Origin of the sequence: Succinimonas sp. (assembly GCF_045225735.1) — a bacterium.
Taxonomy (GTDB): domain Bacteria; phylum Pseudomonadota; class Gammaproteobacteria; order Enterobacterales; family Succinivibrionaceae; genus Succinimonas.
In genome coordinates this window covers 1-6,768 of record NZ_JBGVBR010000417.1, presented here as the reverse complement: position 1 = coordinate 6,768, position 6,768 = coordinate 1, and the positions used below count along the sequence as shown (strand labels likewise).

Annotated in this window: 5 protein-coding genes and 1 pseudogene; 3 read left to right on the top strand and 3 right to left on the bottom strand. The window is 50.2% G+C overall.

Features of this window, described 5'->3' with window-relative positions:
• The first annotated feature begins 93 nt into the window (after positions 1-93).
• Positions 94-1,383, top strand: coding sequence for a transcription termination factor Rho (gene rho / locus ACJROR_RS14620; protein ID WP_406042310.1), 1,290 nt, complete (start codon positions 94-96; stop codon positions 1,381-1,383).
• Between the two features lie 93 nt (positions 1,384-1,476).
• Here the strand turns inward: rho and ACJROR_RS14615 are convergent, their stop codons facing one another.
• Both ACJROR_RS14615 and ACJROR_RS14610 read right to left on the bottom strand, forming a co-directional pair.
• Positions 1,477-3,111 carry an EAL domain-containing protein gene (locus tag ACJROR_RS14615; protein WP_406042308.1) on the bottom strand — a complete coding sequence of 545 codons (1,635 nt, stop codon included), beginning with the start codon at positions 3,109-3,111 and terminating at the stop codon, positions 1,477-1,479.
• 365 nt (positions 3,112-3,476) lie between these two features.
• Positions 3,477-4,469, bottom strand: coding sequence for a D-alanine--D-alanine ligase (locus ACJROR_RS14610; protein WP_406042306.1), 993 nt, complete (start codon positions 4,467-4,469; stop codon positions 3,477-3,479).
• A 250-nt stretch (positions 4,470-4,719) separates the two neighbouring features.
• Here ACJROR_RS14610 and ACJROR_RS14605 point away from each other — a divergent pair, with 250 nt between their 5' ends.
• Positions 4,720-5,448 carry a hypothetical protein gene (locus ACJROR_RS14605; RefSeq protein ID WP_406042304.1) on the top strand — a complete coding sequence of 243 codons (729 nt, stop codon included), beginning with the start codon at positions 4,720-4,722 and terminating at the stop codon, positions 5,446-5,448.
• A gap of 162 nt (positions 5,449-5,610) precedes the next feature.
• Here the strand turns inward: ACJROR_RS14605 and trxA are convergent, their stop codons facing one another.
• A complete protein-coding gene (gene trxA, locus ACJROR_RS14600; RefSeq protein WP_406042302.1) occupies positions 5,611-5,931 on the bottom strand; it encodes a thioredoxin in 321 nt (106 codons plus the stop codon).
• 230 nt (positions 5,932-6,161) lie between these two features.
• On the opposite strand from trxA, the pseudogene ACJROR_RS14595 reads away from it, so the two are divergent.
• A pseudogene (locus tag ACJROR_RS14595) lies at positions 6,162-6,768 on the top strand (guanosine-5'-triphosphate,3'-diphosphate pyrophosphatase); the annotation flags it as partial.

The window sequence follows — 6,768 nt, the reverse complement described above, 5'->3', positions numbered from 1 at the left end:
CCTTTGTTTCATTGTAATCTTTCTTTAATTTTTCCGCAGTCTGACCCGATCTTTTTCTCCGGGTGATATGCGTCTTCGCACTCAATTCGTCTTATGAACCTAACAGATCTTAAAAACATGCAAACTCCCGAGCTTGTGACCAAGGCCGAAGAGCTCGGATTAACCAATGTCGGTCGCATGACCCGCAAAGATATCATTTATAACATTCTTAAAAGCCAGGCCAAGGGCGGCGATGATATTTTTGGCGAGGGTGTTCTTCAGATTATTCCTGATTCCAACGGTAATATAAACAGCCGCTGCTACGGTTTTCTCAGAAGCCCGGACTGCTCCTATCTTCCGGGACCGGATGACATCTATGTGTCCTCGACTCAGATTGCGCACCTTAATCTTCATACCGGGGATTCCATCAAGGGCCGCATCCGCCCGCCCCGGGGCGAAAACGAAAAGTATTTCGCCCTTACCAGAGTTGAAGAGGTTAATTCCGATCCTCCGGAAAGCTCGCGTAACAAAATTCTTTTTGAGAACCTGACGCCGCTGCATCCCAATGAGAGAATGCGGCTTGAAAGAGGAAACGGCTCCAAGGAGGATCTCACCGCCCGGGTGATCGATCTGACCTCCCCCATCGGCAAGGGACAGCGCGGACTCGTGGTGGCAGCTCCCAAGGCCGGTAAAACCATGCTGCTCCAGAATATTGCGCAGAGCATCAGATCCAATAATCCGGAATGCCATCTTATCGTGCTTCTCATTGATGAACGTCCTGAAGAAGTTACCGAGATGAAGAGACTGGTGGATGGCGAAGTAATTGCTTCTACTTTTGATGAACCGCCCCAGAGACATATTCAGGTGTCTGAGATGGTAATCGAAAGAGCCAAGCGTCTCGTGGAGCACAAGCGGGATGTGGTTATTCTGCTGGATTCCATTACCAGACTGGCCCGGGCCTTTAATACCGTGATTCCTTCATCCGGAAAGGTTCTTACCGGCGGTGTTGATGCCAATGCTCTTCAGGGGCCGAAGAGAATATTCGGCGCCGCCCGCAACGTTGAGGAAGGCGGTTCCCTTACCATTATCGGCACCGCTCTCATTGAAACCGGTTCAAAAATGGATGACGTTATCTACGAGGAGTTCAAGGGCACCGGTAATATGGAGCTGCAGCTCAGCAGAAAGATTGCCGAGAAGAGAGTGTTCCCCGCTATCGACATTACCAGATCCGGCACCCGGCACGAGGAGCTTCTTACCGCCCCGGAGGAGCTCCAGAAGATGTGGATCCTGCGCAAGGTGGTGCATTCCATGGGAGAGATTGAGGCCATGGAATTTCTCCTGGACAAGCTGCTGCTCACCAAGACCAATGACGAGTTTTTCAGGGCTATGAAGCAGGGCGGCTGATCCTGTTAAGACGTTTAAGTTCTGAGATGAACACTTAAAGAGAAGGCCCGGAATAATCTGGGCCTTGGCTTTTTGATCTGGCAGTTCTGGAAATCAGGATTCCTTTTTGCCGCCGGAGGGATCAGTTTCGGGAAGCTTGGTCTCAATAAGCCGCGCGGAGCCGTAGGCCTTTACCGGTCTCCCGTTTTCATCAAACTCGGTGGTATATCTGATGAGAAAAGGAATCCGGCCTACGGTAAGAGGGATCACTCCTTCCATGCTAGGCGCTCCCGCATCGATTTGCCTCATCCAGTCGCGGTACATATCTGCGTAATCAGGCGGAAAGATGCCGGCATCTATCAGAGGTTCCGGATAGTTTTCCACCACGGCGGGGACTCCCAGATCCCGCATGCAGCGGAAGCAGGGACGCATTTCCTTGGTGGCGATGCAGTATTCCCAGGCGTAGATGTTTTCATGTTCGCTGGCGGCCCGGAAGCGCTGATCGCTGGCGTAGATTTCATTAAAGATCCGTTTTTCCTTAGTGATATTGCGAATCATGATGTAAAAGAGGTATTTGTTTTCCATAGTGCCGATAAGCTGCATGGAGCTCAGGATGCACAGCCGCTCCGGGGAACAGCAGCCGGAGACAAAGGTTCGCCAGGTTTCGCATTCCTCTTCGTCCTTTGACTTTATGGCCTTTTCCAGAGTGCTCTGGTAAATTTTCTTGTTTTCTGCATCAAAGTACTCCCAGGGATCGTTGCTGAGCACATCCTTTTCCGTAAGATTCATGGAAATTTCCCGGAGATACTTATTGTTGATGCGCAAAATCTCGGCTGAGCCGTCCAGAGAATAAAGCATAATGGCGGCCCCTCCCACAAAATTGCTGAAGATCAGGGTTTCCAGGGATTCCGGATTCCAGAAGCGGCCGGTATCCAGATTTTCGATAAACTGACTGGGATTAATGGATTTCTGGAAGGTCTTCTGGGCGGTCAGTTTATGAAATTCCTCTGTGGGCAGCGGCCTGGAGTAATAGAACCCCTGAATGAGTTCGCAGCCGATGCTCAGCATATAATCAGCCTGATCCTTGGTTTCCACCCCCTCGGCGATTACCGGGGTATTCAGCCATTTGGCCATATTTACCACGGAGCTTATGATAATGCCGCCGCGTCCTCCGACCTCGCCGGCAAAAAATTTCAGATCCAGCTTGATAATGTCTACCTTGAGATCCTTGAGCACGTTTAACGAGGAGTAACCGCTGCCGAAATCATCCATTTCCACCAGATAGCCTAAGCGGTGCAGCCGATCCACGAGCTCCACAATAAAGTCGATGCTGCCTACGGCGGAAGACTCCGTAATTTCAACTCTGAGAAAGCTGACCGGAACATTGTATTTCTGACGGATTCTTTCCATGGAATCAATGTAGTCGGGAACCTGCAGATCTTCCCGGGAAACATTGAAGGATATCGGATAGCATTCCTCCTTCCGGTCGATGCAGCTTTTTTGATATTTGCAGACCTGTTCAAAAACGTAGAGATCCAGACGGGGAATCTGGCCTGTTTCTTCAAATATCGGAATAAAGTCTGCCGGAGACTGCATGCCATGTTCGGGATGAAACCAGCGCACCAGAGCTTCGCCGCCGATAAGAGCTTTGTTGGAGTGATTGTATTGCGGTTGAATATAAATTACGAACTGCTCTTCTTTGAGAGCCTGATCCAGACTGTTTCTGATCTGCTCCTGAGACATTCTCATACTTGGAGATCCTTTATTGTTTCGAGGGATCGACATTGATCCTTCTCTTTATAGCAGAATTGCTCAAAAGAAAATGCCTGACCATTCAAGTTTTAATGATAACCGCATCCATTAAGGTGTCCCTGTTTCACAAATCTGCAACTTCAGGAAAACATTTTCATAAACAGAACCGGCGGGCCGGATCCGGAATGTGATCAGCTGTTTTCTGTGCACAAGTGGCGGCGGGGTTGCTTTAGAATCAGGATTGCGACAGGAAAGGGATTACGGTAAAGAAGGCAGAGAAACATAACGGCTGAATAACAGCCAATGATGCGAAAAGCCCCGAAGAGCGCTCCTCCGGGGCTTTATGAGCAAGGGCGGGGCGCCTATTTTTTAAGGGCGGTCAGCACCCGATCTCTCAGAAAATCCTGCATGCGTTCGCCATGGTTTTCCAGCATTTTAGGGAACATGGAGATGGGAGTCATGCCGGGGAAGGTATTGATTTCGTTTAAAATCACGCCGTCCTCCTCGGTATAGAAGAAGTCAATGCGGGAAAGATCCTTCAGCTTAAGAAGTCTGAAGGCTCTTTCGGCATAGCCGCGGATTTCCTGCTGGATTTCCGGACTGACATCTGCGACGATTCTGGTGCTGGAATGAGAGTCCTGATTGTACTTTTCTTCAAAGGTATAGAAGTTATTGCCGGGGGTAATGATTTCTCCCGGATTTGTCACAACAAGCTGCCCCTGATATTCATAGACGGCGGTTTCCAGCTCCCGCGGCTTCAGGCGCTTTTCCACCAGCACGGAGCTGCTGTAGCCAAAAGCCTGAGCAATGCATTCGTCAAGGCTGTCCTCGCGATCAACTTGGTAACAGCCGACAGAGGATCCCTGAGAAGCCGCCTTTACAAACACGGCGCCGTATTTCCGGAAGAATTCATGAGCCTTATTCAGGTTTGCCGGCTCCCGGGAGTCCATAAAGGTGAACGGGGTATTGGGAATGCCGGCGGCGTCAAACCACAGCTTGGCGCTGATTTTGTTGAAGGCCAGAGCGCTTCCCTCCGGGGGGCAGCCCAGATAGGGCACTCCGGAAATTTCCAGAAATGACTGGATGTCGCCGGTTTCTCCGGGAATGCCATGAATGCACGGCACTGCGTAATCGATGCGGAATTCCTCCCGATCCGTTCTGAGCACCTGATCCATTCCCAGACTGGCGCGGCTGCCGTCTTCCGTTTCCCAGTAATTCCGGTGGGCAATTACCTGAATTACCTTGAAATCCGGACTTTTTTCAAGCTGTTCTCTGATATATGAGGCGCTTACCAGAGAAATGGCGTGTTCGGAACCGTCTCCGCCGCAAAGAAGAAGAATATTGGTATCTGACATTTTCTGACCGTTGGTTGCATGTTGGTAGTTGACAGCTGATTGCTGACAGCCGAATGATGTGCGAATTATACTACTCCGGCGGTTTTCCTGTCAGGATGATATTTGTCAGATGTTTGTGAGGCCGGGGATTCCTGTTATGGCCCTTATCCGTGATAAAATGCCACAGTTTTTTTATGAGACGGCCAGTCAGCGGTAATAATCCGGAGAGGCAAGAAGCCCATCCGGCGGGCCGTCAGTCCGGGACAGCAAGATGAAAAAAGCTCTTTCAAAAATTTTAATGTTTTCAGTCATTTCAGGCTTTGCTCTGGCATTTGCTGCCGGGTGCGTGTCGCAGACCTATAAAAACGGCGTTCCCGTGGCAGATGAGGACGAGGATGCGGTAAAGTCCAGAGAGGCTTTCAAGGAAATCAGCCGGGTTATTAACAGCTACAAGGGCGAGTACGCCGATCTGCATTTCGAAAAAACCGAAAAGATTATGCAGGAGATTGCCGCCGGCGATGTGGACACCATCAAGGAGGTCATGAATGATCCGGATCGCTATCCGCCGCCGGTGCTGATGTCCTATGCTGTGCAGGTATTCCGTTCCGGAAATTATGAAACCGCCATGTTCTGGTATTATACGGCGCAGCTCAGAGCACGTTCCGATGCCAACAAGTCTCTGGACAGAACCACCCATCAGGGAGTTACTGAGCTCAGCAAGGTTTACGGCGCTGAAATCGGCAACTTTGCCAAGCTTAATCCGGAAAAGCTGGAGATTACCATGAAACAGGTGCTGGAATGGGATAAAACCGCCGTCAGGAAATACAATCCCAAATGGGTGGCGGTCATGGGATCCGAAGCCCGGGTCGGCACCAAAATCAGATTTATTCCAGAGGATCAGTATGCCCTGGCTGATTCTGAAACCCGCAGAGGATGGGAGCAGGGTTTTCAGGCGGCGCTCAGGCAGCTGAAGGAGCGGCAGGCTGAGAAAGCTGAGTAACAGAGAAAATGAAATAACAAAGAAAGCGGAATAACAGAAAAACGGAGCAGCGAGAAAGAAGGTTCCGGTAATGCGCTTCTGAGGTGTTTCCGGCCCTTGGTGCCCGGGCTTTCAGAAAAAAACCGCGGGATGCCGCGGTTTCTTAAAGGTAAATCCGGCGTGTTACAGAGCCTGATTAATGAATTCCTTAAGCTGCGGCTTGGCTAATGCTCCGGTCTGCCGGGCCACCAGATCGTTGCCGTTGAACAGCAGCAGGGTCGGAATGTTGCGAATGCCGAATTTAGCGGCTAAGGCGGGGGCCTTTTCAATATCAACGCTGCAGAAATCCATATCCTGAGTTTCCCCGGCTACCTCGGCTATTACCGGGGCCAGCATTCTGCAGGGGCCGCACCATTTGGCATAGAAATCCACCAGAACCGGCTTCTTGTTCTGAAACACCTTTTCATCAAACACACTGTCATCAATTTCAATCACTTCTGACATATTTTGTTCCCTTCCTGTGAGCGACGACGGAAAACTTCCGTCAAAAGTCTGAAAAGACCTCTCTCAGACTATAGCACATTTGCGGCGAATTTTCGGATAACTGATAAAAATTGCTGACAATGTAGAGATGTATTCCGTAAAAACCGTACTTTCAGAATGTTTTCTGTTGTTTACATGATATGACTTATCTATGATAAGAACATGACCGGACAGACTGAGAGAGGTTTTTTATGTCAGGATCGTCTCCTCTTTATGCTGCGATTGACCTGGGGTCAAACAGCTTTCACCTTCTCATCGTCAGAAATGTTGCAGGCGCCGTAAGCGCTGTTTGCCGCATCAAGCGCAAGGTGCGTCTGGCATCCGGGCTGGACAGCGACAGCCGGCTTTCCCAGGAGGCCATGCAGCGCGGCTGGGACTGCCTCAGGCTTTTTGCGGATCAGCTGGAAAATATTCCGGATGCGAATATCCGCATTGTCGCCACCGCCACTCTCAGATTTGCGGTTAATTCTGATGAGTTTGTCAGAACCGGAGAACAGATCCTCAGGCATAAAATCAATGTGATTTCCGGAGAAACGGAGTCCCGCATCATTTATCACGGGGTAATGAGCACCTCCGGAATACAGGGGAGGATGCTGGTTGTGGATATCGGCGGGGCTTCCACGGAAATGATTTTGGGCAACGGTCCGGAAATCCATGTTATTCACAGCCTGTCCATGGGATGCGTAACATGGCAGTCCCGGTTTTTCGGGAACGGGCTTATTACTCAGGAAAAATATGATGAGGCGATAGAGGCCGCTATTGCGGTTATTGCGCCGTATGCCCAGGAATACCTTCATT

Excerpts from the sequence above, each read along its gene's own strand:
- ACJROR_RS14605 (WP_406042304.1), top strand. The coding sequence starts at position 4,720 with ATGAAAAAAGCTCTTTCAAAAATTTTAATGTTTTCAGTCATTTCAGGC.
- ACJROR_RS14610 (WP_406042306.1), bottom strand. The coding sequence starts at position 4,469 with ATGTCAGATACCAATATTCTTCTTCTTTGCGGCGGAGACGGTTCCGAA.
- ACJROR_RS14615 (WP_406042308.1), bottom strand. The coding sequence starts at position 3,111 with ATGAGAATGTCTCAGGAGCAGATCAGAAACAGTCTGGATCAGGCTCTC.
- trxA (WP_406042302.1), bottom strand. The coding sequence starts at position 5,931 with ATGTCAGAAGTGATTGAAATTGATGACAGTGTGTTTGATGAAAAGGTG.
- rho (WP_406042310.1), top strand. The coding sequence starts at position 94 with ATGAACCTAACAGATCTTAAAAACATGCAAACTCCCGAGCTTGTGACC.